This window comes from Cupriavidus necator (genome assembly GCF_016127575.1).
Lineage (GTDB): Bacteria > Pseudomonadota > Gammaproteobacteria > Burkholderiales > Burkholderiaceae > Cupriavidus > Cupriavidus necator_D.
The window spans coordinates 638,606-656,726 of the sequence record NZ_CP066019.1 but is presented as its reverse complement, the minus strand read 5'-3'; the positions used below and the strand labels follow the sequence as shown (position 1 = coordinate 656,726).

Here is an 18,121-nt window from a genome sequence, read left to right as displayed (position 1 = left end):
GCCTCACACGCGTCCGGAAGGATTGCCGCGCACGATGGCCGCGCGCAGGTTGTGCGGATCAAGCTGGGCGATCAGCCGCAGCTCTTCCGGTGTCGGCGGCGCCGTCTCCGGCAGGGCCTCGCCGGGCGTGTTCGCCAGCGCAAAGCCGGTGGCCGCCTGTACCTGGTCGAAGCTCGCCCCCGGGTGCAGCGAGCGCACGCGGATGGCATGGTCAGCCCCCCCGAAATCCATCACGCACAGGTCGGTGACAATCACGCGCAGGTCAACGAAGCTGCGCATGCCCTCCAGCCGGCGGGCCGGGTTGTAGCCGGCGCTGCAGACCATGTCGACTTCACCGGCGACGAACGCGCGCGTGCTGTGCGCCGGCACGAAGAAGGAATTGGCGTGGTGGATGCTGTTGCCGGGAAAGCCGCGCGCGCCCAGCAGCTGGGTCCTGGGCTGCGCATGGGTGCCGCCCAGGCAGGAAATATTGGCCTGGCCGAAGCGGTCGATCTGTGTCGGCATCACCAGCGCATGGCGCCGCCCGCCCCACAGGCAGTCGAACACGCGCGAGTAGCCCATCCAGCCGCTGGCGCGCACCTTGTAGCCGGGCTCGCGCGGGCCCAGCGGCACCGGCGTTTCCACCAGGTAGGCCTCGCCGTCGGTCAGCAGCAGGCCCGGGTTGTGCGCAAGCCGCGCCAGGCTGGCGGCGATGCGCGGGCCGGTGCCGATGCCGGTGGCCAGCACCTCGCCGTCGTCGCGCCATTCGCGGGCGGCGGCGGCAATCATCAGCTCGGCGCGGGTGAATTCATAAGTGGCGCTCACGGTCGCTCCTTGGGTTGGCGGGTTCAAAGTACCGGCAGCGGCAGGTCGTGCACGTGGCCAAGGCCGCCGATGCGCTCCAGGTAGGCCGCTTCGCTCGCGCCCACCACCTCGTCGCGGTAGGCACGGAAGCCGTCCTCGGCCTCGGCGCCGGCGCAGTACGCCTTCAGCGCGGGCAGGTCCCAGCCGTAGGCCGGCGCGCAGGAAGTGGGATGGGCGCCGCCGGGTGCGTGCACCACGCCGCTTACCAGCGAGCGCTCGAAGGCGTTGTTGCGCGCGCGCGCCAGGTCTTCATCCTCCAGGCGCAGGTGCAGCGCTTCGCAGCTCACATAGCAGCGGTGCGCGGCGCGTGCGAACCATTCATCGAAGAACGGATCGGGCCCGTCGATGCGGGTGTTGCCGAGCACATCGCTGTCGTTCACGTGCAGCAGCGCGGCATCGAGCTCGATCGCCGGCATCGCCAACAGCACTTCGCCATCGGCATAGGGCGAACGCACCGTCCTCAGCTGGGGGTTCATGTCCAGCACGTCGGTGCCCAGCGCGGCGCGCGTCGGCAGGAACGGCAGGCGCGCGGCCGCGGCGCGCAGGCCCAGCTGCAGCATGCCTTCGTCAAGCTCCATCACTTCCAGCACGCCGCGCTCGCGCGCCTGGCGGAAGTAGGGCTCGAGCGGAATCACGTCGAGCGAGACGAAGCCGAACACCAGCCGGCGCACCTTGCCGGCCGCGCACAGCATGCCCACCTCGGGGCCGCCGTAGGCGACCACGGTCAGGTCCTTCAGCGGCGAGCGCAGGATCTCGCGCACCAGCGCCATCGGCTTGCGGCGCGGGCCCCACCCACCGATGCCGATGGTCATGCCGTCGGCGAGCTGGCCGACCACGTCGGCCGCGCTCATGATCTTGTCGATTGTCTTGGTCATGATGTGTTTAGCGGTATCCGATGCTGAAGTCGTGTCCCCACAGGCTGACGCGCGTGGCCTCGTAGGCGGCGTGGTGGCTCCAGTCCACCTCCAGGCCGCCGTGGCCGAACTCGAGGTCGAAGCCGCCGGGGGTCTTCATGTAGAAGGAAGTCATGCGGTCATTGCAGTGCTGGCCCAGCGTGGCCGAGAGCTTCACGCCGTGCTGCTGCGCGCGGTCCAGCGCGCGGCCCACCTCGGCCATGTCCGGAACCTCGGCCATCACGTGGATGCAGCCCGCTTCCGACGGCATCTCGAAGATCGCCAGGCTGTGGTGGCGGGCGTTGCCGCAATGCAGGAAGTGGATGCGCTTTTCCGATTCGGCCGGGTCATTGGTAAAGCGCACGCGGAAGATGTCGGACAAACCGAAACCCATCACCTCGCACAGGAAGGCATAGGTCTCGTCGAAGGCCGGCGCGGGCAGGACCGCATGGCCCGCCCCCATCGGGTCAGTGACGAAGCGCGGCACGCCCACCGGCGAGATAAAGCGCAGGAAGTCCGAGCGCATGCCCCAGGAGATCTCATGGCGGTTGCCCGAGGGATCGGCAAACCAGGCCATGGCCTGCACGCGGCGCTGTGCCAGTTCCGCGGCGCTGGCGTGCACGACCTCAACGTTCGCCTGGCGCAGCGTGTCGAGCGCATGGCGGTAGGCCGGCTCGTCGGCAAGCTCCCAGCCCGATGCCAGGTAGCGGTCGCGCGCGCCCGGCACCACCAGGTAGCGGTAATCGCGCTCATCCATCTTCAGGTACAGCGCACCGCCGGGGGCGCCGGAACAGGTCATGCCCAGCACCTGTTCGGCATAGCGCCGCCATTGCCCCAGGTCGGTGGACTCGACCACGATGTAGCCAAGCGCACGGATATCCAACATGCCGGTCTCCTCAGGTTCGTTGCCACTGCTGGCTGATGGGACCATTCTTCCGTGCGCTGGAGCCCGGCACATCGTCCAGTGGGACTAGCCGGTCCGGCGCGGGCGTCACGCCGCTGCCGGGCGCACGAGGTACTGGCTGGTGGGGATCACGTCGATCTTGTCGAAGTCGATGAAGCGCTGGCAGCTTTCCATCATGGCCTGCAGGTTGCGCTGGAACTTGTCTTCGTCGCCGGCCGCGTCGAAGAACGCCTGCGGGTCGGTCATCGCCGCATCGGGGAAGCCCTCTTCGACAATGGCGTCGTAGTGCGGCGCGGCGTAGGTGAGCGGCCGCACCACCACGTTCTGCACGTAGAGGAAGTTGTCCTGGGTCTCGACCGCCACCGGCGTGTGGTGGTTGTGCCAGATGTCCAGCCAGGCCTGCGGCGTAAGCCGGGGCGGCCGGGTAAGGAAGGCAAGCTGCGCGAAGCCGGGCGTGCGTTCGCCGGGCGCGGCCGGGAAACGTGTATTGCGAATGGGCTGGGACTCGGTCACGAGGTAGCCGGCCATGCGGCCCACGGCGGCCGCGATCGCCTGGTCGAACGGCTGCCGCTGGCGGTCGATGGCGCTGTCCATCCAGACCGAGACCAGCCCGTCCATCTGCGGGCGGGTATTCGCCTGGCGCAGGCCCGCGGCCGGCAACACCGCGTCATCGGCCACGTTCACCTGCAGTCCGCGCGCGCCCAGCGCCAATAGCTTGTCCGCAAGCGTCGTGCGCAGCCGGCGCGCGAACTCCCCCGGCTCGGTCTGAGAATCGCGCCAGACGATATAGATGACTTTTTCCATGCTCCACGCTCCCTGGTACAGGTGCCGGCCGGGGCCGGACAGGTTGATGCGTGCGCGGAACAGGACCAAGCGCGGACAGCACGCGTCGCCGCGTCCGTCTGAGGTGCCATCCGTGTGCCGCGCCCGCTTGTCGGATGCATGCTAGGGGCGCGCATGGCGGGACTCATCCTCCATTCGGACTAGGAGAACCGATCGTCGGGCCACGAGGGAGTTACGCGTGCCCTGGAACACGCGTGCGTGGATGACGCCCTGGCGCTCAGCCGAGCGTCACCACACTGCTCAGCAGCATGCGCACCAGCGTGGCCTGCCGCGTGACCCCGGTCTTGGAGAAGATCGCGCGCAGGTGGGCGCGCGCCGTGTTCTTGCTGGTGCCCAGCGCCTCGGCGGCTTCGTCGAGCGTCATGCCGTCGGCAAGCACCAGCGCCAGCGCGGTCTCGGCGGGCGTGAGGTCGAACAGCTTGCGCACCACCTCGTGCGAGGCGCGCGACTTGCGCTCGGGATCGCGGATAAAGACCGCGCAGGCCGGGCGATGGCGGTGGTCTTCGGACCATTCGCTGAGCGGAATGGTGCGGATCAGCACGCCCAGCTTGCCGCGCCCCGAGGGGCGGGTGATCGACATGGCTTCGGCCAGCGCCGGCGCGCTGCCGTGATGCCCCATCTGGGCGCGGCGCAGCAGGTACTGGAACTTGCGGCTTTCCTGTGCGTAGGCGATCTCGAAGTTGGCGCCGTTGAGGCGGATGCCGTCGTTCTCCGCCAGGATCTCGTCGGCTTCCGCATTCTTCTTCAGGATTGCACCGGCTGCGTCGAGGATGACCATGCCCACCAGCATGCGGTCGATCGCGCCCGCATAGAGGCTGCGCTCCGATTCGACCACATCCAGCCTGGAATGCAGCCGGACCGCGCGCCTCAGGTGCGGCAGGATGGTGGCGCACGCCGCCTTGTCCACCTCGGAGAAGTCCTGCGCGTCGTGCTGGCGGCAGACGCGCAGCCGGCACTCGACCCCGTCTTCGGTGCGGATGTCGGCGCCCAGCAGGTAGCGCACCCCAAGCGGCTGCAGGAACTGCCGGTAGATCTCGCTGCGGCACCAGTTGCCGGCGCCCATCGCTTCGTCGACCGTCACGGCCCGGTCCGTGGGCAGGTTGATAAAGGGATCGATGGCGTAGTAGTAGGTGTTGTACGACGCCTCGGCCTCCAGCGAAGTGCCGTCCTGCGACGCGTGCACCGCGATGCCACTGCGGTCGCTCGCGGGCGAGCGCAGGATGAAGCTCACATAGCTGGCACCAAGTTGCTTGCGCAGCATTTCCAGCGCGCGGCCCCAGGGCACGGGTTCCATCGGCCCTTCGTAGACCGCCGCCAGCAGCGCGCTGAATTGCGGCAGGCTCAGTCCGGACTGCGCAAACCAGGGCGACGCCACCCCTTGCGCCTCAACGGTCGCCATCAACATTGTCTGTCTCCTGTTTCCTCGCCCCATGCATGGACTGGCCGGTGCTCTGCGGCACCTGAGCAGCGCAGATTATAGGGAGGCTGCCTGCCGATGTCCGGCGCGCGGCGCCCTTGTTCGCCCTGGTTTGCACCATCTAAGTGTTTTCCCTGACCTGCAATCGGACGATGCCGGTCCCGCCTGCCGCCGATCAAATGGCCGCACACCACAGGGCAACCGAAGGAGAACGACTCAGATGGATTTCACCGACAAGACCGTGCTGGTCACCGGCGGCGGCGCCGGCATCGGGCTCGCCACCGCGCAAGCCTTCCTGGAACAGGGTGCGCGCGTGGCGCTGATCGAGATCGAAGCACAGCGCGCCGGGCAAGCCCGGGAGTTGTTGAACAAGCCCGGCACGGAAGTGCTGGTGGTACAGGGCGATGCCACCGATGCCGGCACCGTGCGCGAACTGGCTGCGCAGGTCGAACAGCGTTTCGGGGTGCTGGACGTGCTGGTCAACAACGTCGGCGATTTCCTGCGCATCGCCAAGCCGTTCGAGCACTATGCCGACGACGAGATCGCCAGCCTGTACGCCGCCAACCTGGGCCACGTCTTCACCGTCACGCGCGCCATGCTGCCGCTGCTGCGGCGCAGTGGCGCCGGCAGCATCGTCACGGTGTCGTCGATCGAGGCCTTCCGCGGCATTCCCTACTGCAGCGTCTACGGCGCCTTCAAGGCCGCCATCACCGGCTTCACGCAGAGCCTGGCGCTGGAGCTGGCGCCGGCGGGGATCCGCGTCAACCTGATCGCCCCCGAGACCACCGAAACGCCGCAGGTTCCGGTGTCGCAGATGGTCGCTGCGGAACACCAGCACCATATCCCGCGCTGGATTCCGCTGGGCCGCTTCGGCACGCCGCGCGACATTGCCGACGGCATCCTGTTCCTGGCCAGCGAGCGCGCGGCCTGGATTACCGGCACGGCGCTGCATGTCAATGGCGGCGCGCTGGCCGCGGCCGGCTGGTATCGCGACCCCAAGGGCACGTGGACCAACATGCCGGTCATCGGCGGCAACGGCATGAACCTCTGATGGCCGCGCACCGCGGCCACACCACCCCACCAAGGAGACAAGCATGAAGATACTGATCGTCGGCGGCACCGGCATGATCGGGGGCCACGCGGCCCTGCACCTGCGCAGCCGCGGGCACGACGTCACCATCGCGGGGCGCAACCGCCCCGCGCCCGGCACGACGCTGGGCGGGCTGGACTTCCTGCGCTGCGACTACATCGCCAACGACGTGCCGGCCGCGCAGCTCGGCGCCTTCGACGCGCTGGTCTTCGCCGCCGGCAACGATGTGCGCCACGTGCCGCCCGGCGGCGACGAAGCCGCGCACTGGGAGCGCGCCAACATCGAGGGCGTGCCGCGTTTCCTGCGCGCGGCGCGCGCTGCCGGGATCCGGGTCGCCGTCTACGTCGGCAGCTTCTACCCGCAGGCACAGCCGCAGCTGGCCGAGGACAACGCCTATATCCGCTCGCGCAAGCTGGCCGACGAAGGCGTTCGCGCGCTGGCCACCGATGCCTTCCGCGTGAGCAGCGTGAACGCGCCGTTCGTCGTGGGCACGGTGCCGGGCCTGATGGTGCCGATGTTCAAGGCCTATACCGACTACGCGCGCGGCAACTTTGCGCCGATGCCGGATTTCGCGCCACCCGGCGGCGTCAACTTCATCTCGGCCACTTCGCTCTCGGAAGCGATCGAAGGCGCGCTGTTGCGCGGTGAAAACGGCAAGGCTTACCTGGTAGGGGACGAGAACCTGTCGTTCCAGGACTATTTCGGTGCCTTCTTCCGCGACGCGGGCCGCCCGGTGCCGCCTGTCATCGACCAGGAGCATCCGTTGCTGCCGGACTCGGCCATCTGCTTCGGCCGGGGCAACACCCTCTACTATGAGCCGGACGCGGCCGAGGCCGCCCTGCTCGGCTATCGCCGCCGCGACATCCTGCGCACGGTCGGCGAGATCGTGACGCAGTACAGTTAGCCCGGCGCTGCGGCAGCCTGCTTGCGCGGGCCGCCGCAGCGGGCCTTACAGCCCCGAGATCAACTGCGCGTTATCGATGCGCAATTCCGCGCCATTGATAAAGCGCGACGCGTCCGAAGCCAGGAACAGGACCAGGTTGGCCACATCCTCCGGCAGGCACATGCGTGCCATCGGGTCCGTACCGATACCAAGCGTGGCCGGATCCAGGTCCGGCACCAGCGCCTGCGTCATCGGCGTCCAGACGCCATCGGGATGGATCGAGTTGCAGCGGATCCGGTAGCCGTTCTGCTTGCAGTGCACGGCCACGCTGCGCGTCAGCGCGGTAACGGCGCCCTTGGCGCCGCTGTATGCGCACATCATGGGCAGCCCGCCCAGCGCCGCCACCGACGACATCACCACGATGGAGCCCCCGGCGGGGTTGCCCTTCATTGCCTGCACACCGAACCTGCAGCCCAGGAAATAGCCGTCGGCATTGACGCGCATGACCTGCCGCCAGCTGTCGAGCGAGGTTTCCTCGATTGACCCGAGCGGACAGATGGCCGCATTGTTGACCAGCACGTCGAGCCGGCCGAAGCGGTCCTGCGTGGCGGCCATGGCTTTGCGCCAGTCCTCCTCGCTGGCAATGTCGTGGCGCACGAACATGGCCGCATCCCCGATCTCGCGGGCCAGTGCCTGCCCGGCCTCCTGGTTGACATCGCTGATGACCACGCGCGCGCCTTCGGCCGCCAGCATCAGCGCGTCGGCGCGCCCTACCCCGCTGGCCGCGCCGGTGACCAGCGCAACCTTGTCCCTGACTTGATGCATCGTTTCTCTCCTTGAGTTGCCGGCTTCAGCCGGCTTCGGGAATCCTGCCGGCCAGCACGGCCTGCAGCGCGGCTTCGCCATACACCGCAGCCACGGTTTCATCGAGGATGGGATTGCCGCGCAGCTCGCTGCCACCGTCCACGGCGATGCTCTGGCCGGTCACCCAGCCCGATTCCGGCCCCGCCAGGTAGCGCACCGCACTGGCAATGTCGTCCGGTTCGCCGGCGCGCCCCAGCGGCATCTGCGCGACGAACTTGTCGAGGATGGCCGGGTTGTCGAACATCGGCCCGGTCGCGCCGGAGCGGGTTAGCCCCGGCCGCACCGCATTGACGCGGATGCCGCATCCCGCCAGCTCCTCGGCCGCGGCGCGCACGAACGCTTCCAGCCCCGCCTTGGCGGCGCAGTACGCCGACAGCCACCGGCAGGTCATGCGCGCCGCGTTCGACGAGATACAGACGATGGTGCCGCCATGCGGTGCCATCAGCGGCGACGCGTGGCGCACCGCCAGGAATGCGCTGGCGATGTTCAGCTCCAGCTCCGCCATCAGCGAGGCCGCGTCATGCATCAGCAGCGGACGGAAGCCGCCCCCACCAACGGTCGCGACCACGATATCGAGGCGCCGCTGCAGCTCCCAGGCTTGCTGCAGCGCGGCCTGCACGTCATCCTCGCGGCACGCGTCGCCGACGCTGATTGCCACGGTGGCGCCGGCCACCTGCGCGCACAGGCTGCGCCGTGCCGCTTCCAGCGCTTCGCCCCGCCGCCCCATGAGGACCACCGTCGCGCCGTCGCGCAGCAGCGCCAGCGCGCTGGCCGCACCGATGCCGCCGGCGCCGCCGGTGACTAGGGCTGTCTTGCCTTCCAGTACACGGGTCGTCGTCATCATGCCCCTCGCAGCGGCAGGTCCTGCGTCCAGTCCACCACCAGCTCGCGCGCGGCAATGCGCCACTGGCCGTCGCGCCGCACGAAGCGGTCCTGGTACCGGATGCCCCAGTCCAGCTTGCGCGGCACGCCGTCCTGTTCGTACAGGTGGTTGGCCACGCAATAGGTCTCGCCGGTCGCGGTATCGCCATCGACTTCGACCAGTTGCTGGTGCACGTGATGCTGCGTGGCGCTGTACTGGCCGAGCGATGCCATGCCGTCAGCAATCGCCTGCGCTCCGTCCATGCGGAAGCCCGGCCCGCTCAGCCATGCGTCCGCCGTGAACAGCGCTGCCAGTTTCGCGAAATCGCGCCGGTCCACCGCCTGCGCATAGCGGCAGGTCAGGGCATGGATGGCTTCCTTGCACTCCAGTTCAGACATGGCCAGTCTCACTCCTTGTTGTGACCGCCAGCGCCGCGATACGCCGCGCGGGCAGTCGTTGGGATGGGGACTATCGTCGGCCTTGCCGCGCCGGGGGCCATCGTCCGCGTGGAGTATCCGGACCGGGTATCGCTTAGTCCGAACGAAGGATGTCGCGATGCCGTGCCCGTTCCAAGCTTCGATGACATCAATGAAGGAGACACACATGAAGCAGGCGGAACAGGCCATCGTCGCCGTCGTCACGGGCGGCTCGCGCGGTGCCGGCAAGGGCATCGCACTGGCGCTCGGTGCGGCAGGCGCCACGGTGTACGTGACCGGACGCACCGAGCAGGAAGGCAGCGCGCCGCTGCCCGGCACCATCCACGCCACCGCACGCGAGATCGATGCGCTGGGCGGGCGCGGCATCGCGCTCGCGTGCGATCATCGCGACGATGCGCAGGTGGCGCGTCTGTTCGCGCGGGTGCGAGAGGAATCCGGTCGGATCGACATCCTGGTCAACAATGCGACCTTCCTGCACGACGAGCTCATCATGCCGGGGCCGTTCTGGCAGAAGCCACTGGAGATGGCCGGCATCCTCGACGTGGGCCTGCGCTCAGGCTACGTCGCCAGCTGGCATGCCGCGCCCATGATGGCCGCGCAGGGCCGCGGGCTGATCGTGTTCACCTCGTCATTCGGTGCCAACTGCTATATGCACGGTCCGGCCTACGGCGCGCAGAAGGCGGGCATCGACAAGTTCGCGCACGACATGGCGGTCGACCTGCGGCCCTACGGCGTCGCGGCGGTGTCGCTGTGGATGGGGCCGCTGCGCACTGCGCGCACACTGCGGGTATGGGAAAAGCATCCGGACAAGTACGCGGGCTTCGCGCCGGTGGCGGAGACGCCGGAGTTCACGGGGAGGATTATCGATGCGCTGTACCGCGACCCTGCGCTGATGGAAAAGTCCGGCCGGGTGTTGATTAGCGCCGAAGCGGCGCTGGCCTATGGCATCGTCGATTCGGAGGGGGTGCAGCCGCCGTCGTACCGGCAGACACTGGGCGGGCCCCCGCCGGTGCATCCGGCGATTGTGGAATAGGAATTGGGCGCGCGCGAGCGTTGGAAATTGCCACCACCTCTCGCATGCGCACCCCTCTCCCGCAAGCGGGAAAGGGGTGCAAACAAGCGCGGCCTCCTACCCTCCCTGCGACACCAACCCCGTCGTGAACATCGTCGAGCGAATCAGCCACGCACCATCGATCCGCACATACTCATCCGCATAACGTCCCGTTAGAAAGGTACGCGAACCACTGGCATCATCCAGCGCCAGGTAGGCCAGATCCCAGCTGCCCTGCGCCAGATTGTCATCCAGCACACGGATATCCCCCTGCCCCGCAAAATGCATCTCCCGCAGCGTCGGCCGGCACGCCAGTTCCGCAAAGCACTGCACCAGTGCCTCGCGCCCGGCAAAGCTGCCGATCCGGTCATAGTGGATATGCGCGTTGTCCGGCACGAAACAGGCGCGCATCGCGTCAGGGTCCTTGTCATCGCAAGCGCGCAGGTAGCGCAGCTTGAGCGCGCGGATCGCCTCCGCGGCTTCCAGCCGCGCGACGCGGTCGGCAATGGCGGCAATGTCGGTCATGATCGGTTCCTTGTTCATCAGGCTTCACGCAACTGGTACTTCAACACCTTGCCTGCCGCGCTGACCGGCAGCGACGTCACGAACAGCACCTCGCGCGGCACCTTGTAGTTGGCCATGTGCCGGCGCGCCCAGGCGATCAGGGCTTCGGCGTCCACGCGCGCGCCGTGGCGCAGCACCACGTAGGCACGCCCCACTTCACCGAGCCGCTCGTGCGGGATGCCCACTACCGCCACCTGGGCCACGGCCGGATGCGCCACCAGCAGCTTCTCCACCTCCGCCGGATAGCAGTTGAAGCCGCCCACGATAAACATGTCCTTGATGCGGTCGGTGATGCGCAGGTAGCCGCGCGCATCGAGCGTGCCGACATCGCCGGTATGCAGCCAGCCTTCGCTGTCGATGGCTTCGGCGGTGGCTTCGGGCAGGCCGAAGTAGCCCTGCATCACGTTGTAGCCCCGCACCAGCACCTCGCCCGCCTCGCCGGTGGCGGCCGGCTGCCCCTGCCCATCGATGCAGCGGATCTCGATGCCCGGCATGGCGCGGCCGGAGGTGGCGGCGACGGTTTCGGCGTCGTCGCCGGCGCGGGTCAGCGTGGCAAAGCCGCACGACTCGGTCAGGCCGTAGCCGGTGATGATGGTGTCGAAGCCCAGTTCGTCGCGCATGCGCTGGATCAGCGCGGGCGCGATCGCCGAGGCACCGGTCACCGCGACACGCAGCGACGACAGGTCGAACTCACGCAGGCGCGGCGCGTTAAGCAGGGTCTGGTAGAGCGTCGGCGGCCCGGGCAGCACCGTGATGCGCTCGTTCTCCACGCGCGTCATCACGGCCTCGGCGTCGAACACCAGGTGGGGCAGCACCGTAGCCCCGCGCGACAGCGCGGCGAGCCATCCGGCCTTGTAGCCAAAGGTATGGAAGAACGGATTGACGATCAGGTAGCGGTCGCCCGGCCGCACCCCGGTGATGGCGGCCCAGCCGTCGACGGCACGCAGGTTCTGCGCGTGGGCGGTCATCACGCCCTTGGGACGCCCGGTGGTGCCCGAGGTGAACATGATGTCCATCAGCGTGTCGCCGCGCACCCCGTCCTCGCGCTTGGCGAACGCCGCCATGTCCGCCTGTGGCGCCAGCGCGAGGAAGGCTTCCCAGGCCAGCTCGTCGGGGCCGGGCGTCCGGCCCTGCCCGGGGCGCAGGATCACCAGCCGCTCCAGCGTGGCGGGGCGGTGTGGCGCCAGCATCTGCGGATAGCTTTCGCCGAGGAAAGCGTCGACGCAGAGCAGCAGGCGCGCGCCGCTGTCGGCCAGCACGGCGCCGGCCTCGGCCCCCTTCATGCGCGTGTTGAGCGGCACCAGCGCCGCGCCTATGCTGTGCGTGGCCAGCGCCGCGATGATCCATTCGGAGAAGTTCGGCGCCCAGATGGCAACCCGGTCGCCGGGCTGCACGCCCAGCGCCATCAGCGCCCGGGCCGCCTGTATCCGGCTGGCGTCGAGCGCGGCGTAGGTGAGGCGCAGCCCGTCCTCCTGGATGGCGATGCGCTCGCCGTGGCGCCTGGCCGCGCGCCGCACCAGCTCGGGAATGGTCGCGGCAATGTCGTCGTTGGCGGCGGCGAGGTCGAGGTCGAGGCCGGCCGGTGCCGCAATGGCGTCGATGATGTCAGATGGGGTCATGTCAATCCGGGAACTTCAGGTGGATTTCGGCGCTGGACGGGCGGGCCTGGCAAGCCAGGGTCCAGCCCGCCTCCAGGTCGGCGCGGTCGAGCACATGGTTCTCGCCGAGCGTCACGTCGCCCTGCGTCACCTGGCACATGCAGGCGCCGCACAGCCCGGCGCGGCAGGAATTGGGCGCGGCCACGCCGGCGCGCTGCAACGCGTCGAGCACGGTTTCGTCCAGCGCCACGCCGACGTGGTGGATCTCGCCGTCGAGCTGCACGGTCAGTGCGGCGCCGCGCATCGCGGGCGCGGGCGATGCCGTGGCGGTGTCCCCCGCGCTGGCGGCCCCGCTTGCCGGTGCCTTGGCCGCCGGCACATCGGGCAAGGACACGAAGCGCTCGACGTGCAGTTGCCCGCGCGGCACCCCCAGGGCCTGAAGCGCGGCCTGGGCGCCGTCCATGAACGGGCCGGGCCCGCAGACAAAGCATTGCGCCATGCTCCACGGCCGCACCAGTTCCTCGATCTGGCGCTGCGTGGGCGGCCCCTGCACGCTGTCCAACCAGTGGATCACGCGCAGCCGGCCGGGGTGGTTGCGCGCCAGTTCCGCAAGCGCCTCGCGGAAGATGATGGAGCGCTCGTCGCGGTTGGCATAGACCAGCGTGACCGCGCCGCGCCCGTGGCGCAGCGCCGCCTTGGCGATCGACAGCACCGGGGTGATGCCGCTGCCGCCGGCCAGCAGCAGGAAATCGCCATGCAGCGCGGGCGGGGTGAACACCCCGGCGGGCGGCATTACCTCGACCGTATCGCCCGCGCCCAGGTGGTCGCAGATCCAGTTGGACACGCGCCCGCTCTGCACGCGCTTGATCGTCACGCGCAGGGCGTTGTCCACCTCAGGCGTGCTCGACAGCGAATAGCAGCGCTGCAGCGGCACGCCGTCCACGGGCACGCGCAGGGTCAGGAACTGCCCGGGACGGTAGGCAAACGCATCGCGCAGGCCGTCCGGCAGCGCGAATACCAGCGAATGCGCCTGGTCCGTTTCCGTGACGACTTCGGCGATCTGCAGCCGGTGGAATTGCACTGGCGCCATGATGTCCTTCTATTGCTTGAGGGCGGGGTCAGGCCACGCCCATGATGGTCTGCGCGTTGTCGATACGCAGTTCCGCACCGTTGATAAAGCGCGATTCGTCGGAGGCCAGGAACAGCACCAGGTTGGCCACGTCGCGCGGATGGCACATGCGCTGCATCGGCTCGGCGCCACCCACCTCCTCCGGCAGGGCCGTGGCACCGCCCGGCAGGAAGGCCGCGGTCATCGGCGTAAGGATGCCGTCCGGGTGGATCGAGTTGCAGCGGATCCGGTAGCCGCTCTGCTTGCAGTGCCCCGCCACCGCGCGCGTGAGCGCAGCCACCGCGCCCTTGCTCGCGCTGTAGGCGCAGAACGCGCCCATGCCGCCCAGCGCCGCCACCGACGACATATTGACGATGCTGCCGCCGCCCGCCTTCATCGCGGCCACGCCGTACTTGCAGCCGAGGAAGTAGCCGTCGGCATTGATGCGCATCACGCGCTGCCATTGCTCCAGCGTGGCGTCCTCGACCGAACCCAGCAACAGGATGGCGGCATTGTTGACCAGCACGCTGGGGGCGCCGAATTGCTTTTCGGTGCGCGCCATTACCTGCTGCCAGCCGGCTTCGCTGGCGATGTCATGCGGCACGAACAGCGCGGTCTCGCCGATCTCGCGCGCCAACGCATGGCCCGCCTCCTCGTTGAGGTCGGTCAGCACCACGCGCGCGCCCTCGCGCGCCAGCAGCAGCGCGTCTTCCTTGCCGACGCCGCTGGCGGCCCCGGTGACGATGGCGATCTTTCCTTCAGTACGTTGGCTCATGGGTGGTCTCCTCGTTGGTGTGTGCCTGCCGGTCGCCGGCAGGCTGTCGTGTCAGATGGCGGCCCGCGTTGCGCCCCGACCAGATGCAGTCGGCAAGCGACAGGCCGCTTACGTAATGGTTGGATGCGATGCCAACGGCAGTGCGGCCCACGGCGTAGAGCCCTGGAATGGGCGCCCCGCCAGCGGCGGCCAGTACACGGCCGCTGGACTCTTCCACCGACAATCCGCCCAGCGTGATGGCAGGGCACGGAAAGACGCGGCTGTTGGCCGAGATGTCGATGGCAAGCCACGGCCCGGTTTCGAGCGACGCGCACATCGGCGCCGATTTGCCGGCCGGATCCGGGATCTCGCCGCGGGCCGCGGCGTTATAGGCATCGACGGTGGCCCGCAGCGCCGCGCCGGGCATGCCCAGCTTGCCGGCAAGCGCTTCGAGGCTGGAGGCACGCCGCGCCCCCGCCAGCATCAGCAGCGCCGCGGGCAAGGCCTGGAAGGCCCACAGCCGGCCGCCCAGGCATTCACGCAGCGCGGCGCGCGCCAGTTCGCGGTTCAGGACCAGCCAGGCCCGCCCGCCGTGCTGTTCGCAGATGGCGTGGCCAAGGGTGGCGCCGTAGGTTTCCTCGTTGGCGATGCGCGCACCCTGCGCATCGACCACGCAGCCGCGCGCCCAGTCGAACGGCGGATTGATGAAGCGCCATGCCGAGACCCGCTCCAGGTGCCGCGTGGCCGCGCCCGCCGACTCACCAAGGCGGATGCCGCTGCCGTCGCAGCCGGTCGCGCCAAGGCGCCAGTTCTGCAGGTATTTGCCGGCGTGGCGCGCCACCATGGCGCGGTTGAAGATAAAGCCGCCGGTGGCCAGCACCACCGCGCCGGTGCGCACCGCGACCGGGCGCGCATGGCGCAGTTCCAGTTGCAGCACGCGCTCGCGCAGCAGGTCGGCCAGCGCAGGCGCTACGTTGTGCAGGCGCTCGGCCAGGCGCGCCAGGCGGGCGTGGCGTTTCTGGTGGCGGCCCGGCGGCAGCTGCCACAGCTCGATGCCGACGACCGCGCCGTCCTGGTCGAGAATCAGCCGCCTTGCCGCGGTCTGGCGCATCACCGTCACCTCCGGCCGGGCCTGCACGGCGGCGCGCAGGACGGCGTACAGCGTGCGGCCGGACATGCCGGGGCCTTTCACGCGGTGACCGCGCGGCGCGGGCGCGGCATGCTGCGCGTAGGCGGCGACCGCTTCGTTGCCGGAGTAGTAGAGGTAGTAGGGCTGCGCCGGATACGAGGTCTTGCGCGGCGGCACGGTGGCGGCAAAGCCCACGCCCAGGCCTTCAAGCCAGCCGATCATCTCGCGGCTGCGCTGACAGAACGCCTGCAGCGTGGCATCGCTGACGACCCCGCCCGTCTCCTGGCGCAGGTAGTCCGCCATCGCCTGCGGTGTATCGGCATAGCCCGCGGCAGACTGGTAGGGCGTGCCGCCGCCGGCGTAGACCACCCCGCCGCTCTTGGCGCTGGCGCCCCCGCCTTCGAAGCGTTCCGCAACGATCACGCGCGCGCCGCCATGCGCGGCCTCCAGCGCGGCGCAGGCCCCGGCGGCGCCGAAGCCCACCACCACGGCATCGCAGGCGGCCTGCCACGGGTGTGCGTCCGGATCGTCGAGGCGCAGCGGCGCGTGGACCGGCGTGGCGGAATCGGTCGGAGGGTACATGCTGGCTTGCGCTCCCGGCTTAGGCCGAACACAGTGCGCCAAGCGGCGCGGACGTGGTGTAGGCACCATCGACATAGACCAGCGGCGACACCTCGCCAGCCAGCTTTACCTCGCGCAGGCGTCCGATGAAGACCGCGTGCGTGCCGTAGTCGAAGCGGCCATCCTGCTGGCACACCAGGTTCGCCTGGGCATCGCGCAGGCACGGCACGCCGAGCAGATCGTCCTCCCACTCGCCACTGGTGAAGCGTTCCTCGCCCTTGAGCCGGCCGCTGCAATCCACTGCGATATCGCGGTGGTCGGCTGCCAGCAGGTTGATGCAGAAGTCCGCGCCGGCATCCAGCGGCGGGTAGATCGAAGAATTGCGGTTGATGCAGATCAGCAGCGAAGGCGGGTCCGCGGACAGCGAATCGACCGCGGTCACGGACATCGAATAGCGGCGCTCGCCATGGCGGCAGCTGATCACCGCCACCGAGCGCGCCATGCGGCGCATCGCCATCAGCATGTCTTCGCGCAGCGCGGTGCTGGGTTCGGGGTTGGCGCTCATAGGGCCTCCTGTACGGTTTGAGCATGGGGCGCGGCGGCAGGCTGGCGCGCGTTCTGAGAGAGCACGTCGGCAGCGATAAAGCCGAAGGTCATGGCCGGGCCCAGTGTCGAGCCCGCGCCGGGATAGCTGGTGCCCATCATCGAGGCACTGGTATTGCCGATGGCGAACAGCCCGGCAATGGCGCTGCCGTCGTCGCGCAGCACGCGCGCGCTGGCGTCCGTCACCAGGCCGCCCTTGGTGCCGATGTCGCCGGCATCGATGCGCACGGCGTAGAACGGCGCCTTGCCGATCGGCGCCAGGCACGGGTTGGGCCGCACTGCCGGGTCGCTGTAGTAGGTATCGAACAGGTTGTCGCCCTTGCCGAACTCCTCGTCCACGCCGGTGGCAGCATAGTGGTTCATGCGCGCCACGCTGTCGGCCAGGCCGCCGGCATCGACACCGATCCGCTGCGCCAGCTGCGCCAGCGAGTCGGCGCGCACCAGGATGCCGGACAGGCTTGCCGGAATGCTGCGGTCCGGCATGACCGAGCCGGGCAGGATCGGCCCGCACGGATATTTGTGGCGGAAGGCGGCGTCGAACACCATCCACGCCGGCACGCTGCTGCCGGTTTTCTCGTGGTCGCGGTACATGGCGGGAACGAACTCGGAATACGGCGCGGCCTCGTTGACGAAGCGCCGGCCCTGCCCGTTCACCACCAGGCAGCCGGGCATGGCGCGCTCGATAAAGAGCGCGCGCTGCTTTTCCTCGCCCTGCACATGCACGGTGGGTGCGCCCCAGACGTGGGACATCAGCGCCACGCCGGCGCCGGCGGCCTGGGCGGCGCGGATGCCGTCACCGGTGTTGTTGGGCGGGGTCGCGCTCCAGGCGGCCTGGGTCGGCTGCGGCAGGTACTGTTCGCGCATGGCCTGGTTGCGCTCGAAGCCGCCGGCGGCCAGGATCACGCCGCGCAGCGCGCGGATCTCCACCACGCGCCCGTCCTGCACCGCGCGCACGCCGCGCACGGTGCCATCCTCGACGATCAGGTCCTGCAGCGCGGTGTCGAGCCACAGCGGAATCGCGCGGTCCATCATGGCCCGCCGCAGGCCGCCGACCAGGCTGTTGCCGAGCGTGAGCCGGCGGTCGCGCCGGGTCTTGCGGCGCCAGCCCAGGTCCAGCCAGTAGCGGGCAAACTGGCGCACCGCCAGGCCCAGCCAGCCGGGCGCGCGGCACAGCAGCGCATGCGCCTCGGCCGAGGTCACGGCCACGCGCCCGCCCACCAGCGTGCCCGGCGACGGCGGCCGCAGCCGTGCGAATTCCTCGCGCAGCTGCGCGCCGTCGAACGGCATCGGGTCGAGCGCGCGGTAGCCCGGCATCGCGCCCGGAACCTTCTGGAAGTAGTCCGCGTAGCGCGGCAGCGTGTAGTAACGCACGCCGGCCTGCTGCTCCAGGTACTGGAGCATGCGGGGCGCCTGCTCAAGATAGGCGCGCACGCGCTGTGGATCGCCGTGCTCGCCGGCGCACGCCAGGATGTATTCCAGCGCCGTGGCGTAGTCGTCGCGCCCGCCCGCCGGCGCGATATGGTGGTTGAGCGGAATCCAGATGCCGCCGCCGGACACCGCCGAGGTGCCGCCGTACTGGCTGCTCTTTTCCAGCACCACCACCGACAGTCCGCGGTCCGCGGCGCGGCAGGCGGCCAGCATGCCGCCGGCGCCCGAGCCGACCACCACCACGTCGAACTCGCTGGGCTGCATGCGCGCTCTGCTCTGGCTCATATTG

The 18,121-nt window shown here is 69.4% G+C and carries 18 protein-coding genes; 3 read left to right on the top strand and 15 right to left on the bottom strand.

What is annotated here, in order from left to right; translation table 11 throughout:
- Positions 1–3 precede the first annotated feature (3 nt).
- From I6H87_RS22045 to I6H87_RS22025, 5 genes are all read right to left on the bottom strand, one after another.
- On the bottom strand, positions 4–804 hold the full coding sequence (locus tag I6H87_RS22045; protein ID WP_011616732.1) for a CoA-transferase subunit beta: 801 nt from the start codon (positions 802–804) through the stop codon (positions 4–6).
- A gap of 23 nt (positions 805–827) precedes the next feature.
- Positions 828–1,718 carry a CoA transferase subunit A gene (locus I6H87_RS22040; protein WP_011616731.1) on the bottom strand — a complete coding sequence of 297 codons (891 nt, stop codon included), beginning with the start codon at positions 1,716–1,718 and terminating at the stop codon, positions 828–830.
- A 7-nt stretch (positions 1,719–1,725) separates the two neighbouring features.
- Complete coding sequence (locus I6H87_RS22035) at positions 1,726–2,622, bottom strand: VOC family protein (RefSeq protein WP_011616730.1); 897 nt, start codon at positions 2,620–2,622, stop codon at positions 1,726–1,728.
- Positions 2,623–2,727: 105 nt separating this feature from the next.
- The gene (locus I6H87_RS22030; RefSeq protein ID WP_011616729.1) at positions 2,728–3,444 is read right to left on the bottom strand and encodes an EthD domain-containing protein; all 717 of its coding nucleotides are present in this window, start codon (positions 3,442–3,444) and stop codon (positions 2,728–2,730) included.
- Positions 3,445–3,700: 256 nt separating this feature from the next.
- Positions 3,701–4,888 carry a helix-turn-helix transcriptional regulator gene (locus tag I6H87_RS22025; protein WP_010813984.1) on the bottom strand — a complete coding sequence of 396 codons (1,188 nt, stop codon included), beginning with the start codon at positions 4,886–4,888 and terminating at the stop codon, positions 3,701–3,703.
- A gap of 232 nt (positions 4,889–5,120) precedes the next feature.
- On the opposite strand from I6H87_RS22025, the gene I6H87_RS22020 reads away from it, so the two are divergent.
- The gene (locus I6H87_RS22020) at positions 5,121–5,951 is read left to right on the top strand and encodes an SDR family NAD(P)-dependent oxidoreductase (protein WP_011616728.1); all 831 of its coding nucleotides are present in this window, start codon (positions 5,121–5,123) and stop codon (positions 5,949–5,951) included.
- 43 nt (positions 5,952–5,994) lie between these two features.
- Positions 5,995–6,894, top strand: coding sequence for an NAD-dependent epimerase/dehydratase family protein (locus tag I6H87_RS22015; RefSeq protein ID WP_011616727.1), 900 nt, complete (start codon positions 5,995–5,997; stop codon positions 6,892–6,894).
- 45 nt (positions 6,895–6,939) lie between these two features.
- Here I6H87_RS22015 and I6H87_RS22010 read toward each other — a convergent pair whose 3' ends face one another.
- From I6H87_RS22010 to I6H87_RS22000, 3 genes are read right to left on the bottom strand one after another with little or no spacing between them, the layout of a single operon-like run.
- Positions 6,940–7,698 carry an SDR family oxidoreductase gene (locus I6H87_RS22010; protein ID WP_011616726.1) on the bottom strand — a complete coding sequence of 253 codons (759 nt, stop codon included), beginning with the start codon at positions 7,696–7,698 and terminating at the stop codon, positions 6,940–6,942.
- 25 nt (positions 7,699–7,723) lie between these two features.
- Positions 7,724–8,581, bottom strand: coding sequence for an SDR family NAD(P)-dependent oxidoreductase (locus I6H87_RS22005; RefSeq protein WP_011616725.1), 858 nt, complete (start codon positions 8,579–8,581; stop codon positions 7,724–7,726).
- Complete coding sequence (locus I6H87_RS22000; RefSeq protein WP_011616724.1) at positions 8,578–8,997, bottom strand: nuclear transport factor 2 family protein; 420 nt, start codon at positions 8,995–8,997, stop codon at positions 8,578–8,580. Before I6H87_RS22000 ends, I6H87_RS22005 begins: the two co-directional genes overlap by 4 nt.
- A gap of 205 nt (positions 8,998–9,202) precedes the next feature.
- Here I6H87_RS22000 and I6H87_RS21995 point away from each other — a divergent pair, with 205 nt between their 5' ends.
- Positions 9,203–10,069 carry an SDR family NAD(P)-dependent oxidoreductase gene (locus tag I6H87_RS21995; protein WP_041688002.1) on the top strand — a complete coding sequence of 289 codons (867 nt, stop codon included), beginning with the start codon at positions 9,203–9,205 and terminating at the stop codon, positions 10,067–10,069.
- A 96-nt stretch (positions 10,070–10,165) separates the two neighbouring features.
- On the opposite strand, the gene I6H87_RS21990 is transcribed toward I6H87_RS21995, so the two are convergent.
- Genes I6H87_RS21990 through I6H87_RS21960 form a run of 7 tightly spaced genes read right to left on the bottom strand, consistent with a single transcriptional unit; the run spans position 10,166 to position 18,117 of the window.
- A complete protein-coding gene (locus tag I6H87_RS21990; protein ID WP_010813991.1) occupies positions 10,166–10,630 on the bottom strand; it encodes a nuclear transport factor 2 family protein in 465 nt (154 codons plus the stop codon).
- Positions 10,630–12,270, bottom strand: coding sequence for a FadD3 family acyl-CoA ligase (locus I6H87_RS21985; protein WP_011616722.1), 1,641 nt, complete (start codon positions 12,268–12,270; stop codon positions 10,630–10,632). The genes I6H87_RS21990 and I6H87_RS21985 overlap by 1 nt, the downstream gene beginning before the upstream one ends.
- A 1-nt stretch (position 12,271) precedes the next feature.
- A complete protein-coding gene (locus I6H87_RS21980; RefSeq protein ID WP_011616721.1) occupies positions 12,272–13,339 on the bottom strand; it encodes a ferredoxin--NADP reductase in 1,068 nt (355 codons plus the stop codon).
- Positions 13,340–13,367: 28 nt separating this feature from the next.
- Positions 13,368–14,132 (bottom strand): SDR family oxidoreductase, encoded by a 765-nt coding sequence (locus I6H87_RS21975; protein WP_010813994.1) that lies wholly within the window; start codon positions 14,130–14,132, stop codon positions 13,368–13,370.
- Positions 14,116–15,822 carry an FAD-binding protein gene (locus I6H87_RS21970; RefSeq protein ID WP_011616720.1) on the bottom strand — a complete coding sequence of 569 codons (1,707 nt, stop codon included), beginning with the start codon at positions 15,820–15,822 and terminating at the stop codon, positions 14,116–14,118. The genes I6H87_RS21975 and I6H87_RS21970 overlap by 17 nt, the downstream gene beginning before the upstream one ends.
- 19 nt (positions 15,823–15,841) lie before the next feature.
- Positions 15,842–16,366 (bottom strand): flavin reductase family protein, encoded by a 525-nt coding sequence (locus I6H87_RS21965; protein WP_010813996.1) that lies wholly within the window; start codon positions 16,364–16,366, stop codon positions 15,842–15,844.
- The gene (locus I6H87_RS21960; RefSeq protein ID WP_011616719.1) at positions 16,363–18,117 is read right to left on the bottom strand and encodes an FAD-dependent oxidoreductase; all 1,755 of its coding nucleotides are present in this window, start codon (positions 18,115–18,117) and stop codon (positions 16,363–16,365) included. The genes I6H87_RS21965 and I6H87_RS21960 overlap by 4 nt, the downstream gene beginning before the upstream one ends.
- Between the last annotated feature and the right edge of the window lie 4 nt (positions 18,118–18,121).

Coding starts and splice junctions, on each gene's coding strand:
- I6H87_RS21960 (WP_011616719.1), bottom strand. CDS start 18,117: ATGAGCCAGAGCAGAGCGCGCATGCAGCCCAGCGAGTTCGACGTGGTG.
- I6H87_RS22020 (WP_011616728.1), top strand. CDS start 5,121: ATGGATTTCACCGACAAGACCGTGCTGGTCACCGGCGGCGGCGCCGGC.
- I6H87_RS22010 (WP_011616726.1), bottom strand. CDS start 7,698: ATGCATCAAGTCAGGGACAAGGTTGCGCTGGTCACCGGCGCGGCCAGC.
- I6H87_RS21970 (WP_011616720.1), bottom strand. CDS start 15,822: ATGTACCCTCCGACCGATTCCGCCACGCCGGTCCACGCGCCGCTGCGC.
- I6H87_RS22025 (WP_010813984.1), bottom strand. CDS start 4,888: ATGTTGATGGCGACCGTTGAGGCGCAAGGGGTGGCGTCGCCCTGGTTT.
- I6H87_RS21965 (WP_010813996.1), bottom strand. CDS start 16,366: ATGAGCGCCAACCCCGAACCCAGCACCGCGCTGCGCGAAGACATGCTG.
- I6H87_RS21990 (WP_010813991.1), bottom strand. CDS start 10,630: ATGAACAAGGAACCGATCATGACCGACATTGCCGCCATTGCCGACCGC.
- I6H87_RS21980 (WP_011616721.1), bottom strand. CDS start 13,339: ATGGCGCCAGTGCAATTCCACCGGCTGCAGATCGCCGAAGTCGTCACG.
- I6H87_RS22030 (WP_011616729.1), bottom strand. CDS start 3,444: ATGGAAAAAGTCATCTATATCGTCTGGCGCGATTCTCAGACCGAGCCG.
- I6H87_RS21995 (WP_041688002.1), top strand. CDS start 9,203: ATGAAGCAGGCGGAACAGGCCATCGTCGCCGTCGTCACGGGCGGCTCG.
- I6H87_RS22005 (WP_011616725.1), bottom strand. CDS start 8,581: ATGATGACGACGACCCGTGTACTGGAAGGCAAGACAGCCCTAGTCACC.
- I6H87_RS21975 (WP_010813994.1), bottom strand. CDS start 14,132: ATGAGCCAACGTACTGAAGGAAAGATCGCCATCGTCACCGGGGCCGCC.
- I6H87_RS22035 (WP_011616730.1), bottom strand. CDS start 2,622: ATGTTGGATATCCGTGCGCTTGGCTACATCGTGGTCGAGTCCACCGAC.
- I6H87_RS21985 (WP_011616722.1), bottom strand. CDS start 12,270: ATGACCCCATCTGACATCATCGACGCCATTGCGGCACCGGCCGGCCTC.
- I6H87_RS22040 (WP_011616731.1), bottom strand. CDS start 1,718: ATGACCAAGACAATCGACAAGATCATGAGCGCGGCCGACGTGGTCGGC.
- I6H87_RS22015 (WP_011616727.1), top strand. CDS start 5,995: ATGAAGATACTGATCGTCGGCGGCACCGGCATGATCGGGGGCCACGCG.
- I6H87_RS22000 (WP_011616724.1), bottom strand. CDS start 8,997: ATGTCTGAACTGGAGTGCAAGGAAGCCATCCATGCCCTGACCTGCCGC.